This window comes from Paenibacillus sp. 3LSP (genome assembly GCF_032465655.1).
GTDB classification, from domain to species: Bacteria; Bacillota; Bacilli; order Paenibacillales; family Paenibacillaceae; genus Fontibacillus; species Fontibacillus barengoltzii.
In genome coordinates this window covers 1-869 of the sequence record NZ_JAWDJI010000109.1, presented here as the reverse complement: position 1 = coordinate 869, position 869 = coordinate 1, and the positions used below count along the sequence as shown (strand labels likewise).

Genomic DNA, 869 nt, shown 5'->3' with positions numbered 1-869 from the left:
GTCCCCTGCGTCCTTCATCGTCCAAAGGCGTTAGGAGGCTGCTGGCTGCTCCACGGTTCGAGCAACCGCCCATATGAACCCAATCAATTCCCGGGCCACCGCACCGACGGCCACATTCTTGTGCTTGTTCTTTCCAAACACAAGATGACGGTATTTGTAATGCAATCTTTCTTGCGCCTTCCAGGACAACAGCTGTACGTCGGCGGGCATGCCATCTAGTCGTTTGGCGAGATCCCCTTTTACGGCAGGACGGTGACGGTAACTCCAAGCGGACTCCACCAAAGTCCGTCGCAAGCGGCCATTTCCGGCTTTGGTCATGCTGCCGCGGCGAGTACTTAGGCCCGTGGAATACTCACGAGGGACCAGTCCCAAGTACGCCATCAGTTGGGCCGGGGAGCGAAAACGCGCAAAGGTTCCAATTTCAGCCGCAAGGGTGATGGCTGTGAGCAATCCAATCCCTCGTAAGGACTGAAGAACTTGAATTAGCGAAGCCTTGGAGCCGGTCGCCGCTTGCTCTACCAGTGCTTTTTCTAGGCGACCCATGCGCTGCTCGATCTCATTCAAAGCATGAAGCATCTCATCGAAGGCCACCTGCATGGGCTCGTACGGGAATACCAGTTGCCCCAGCCAGACGCGATACTTCTTCGTCCAGCGACGCTTGATTGTGGCCGGTGGTTCAATCTGGTGACGAAGCAGGAATTTCAAGATCCGCTGACGAGCCCGGTGGGCATCTTCCTTGGCAGCTTCACGGGCGCGAACCAATTCCCGTAGAGCCTCATCTTCCCGTTCGGGGACGTAAACGGGAGTGAGCTCTCCTGCACGATACAAACGCGCGAGTTGCTCGGCATCCCGTCGATCTGTTTTCACTT

1 protein-coding gene is annotated in these 869 nt (G+C 56.5%); it reads right to left on the bottom strand.

Annotated elements, in window-relative coordinates; all coding sequences use genetic code 11:
* Positions 1-30: 30 nt before the first annotated feature.
* A partial coding sequence (locus RW092_RS09035) for an IS110 family RNA-guided transposase (protein WP_316010031.1) occupies positions 31-869 on the bottom strand: 839 nt, incomplete at its 5' end.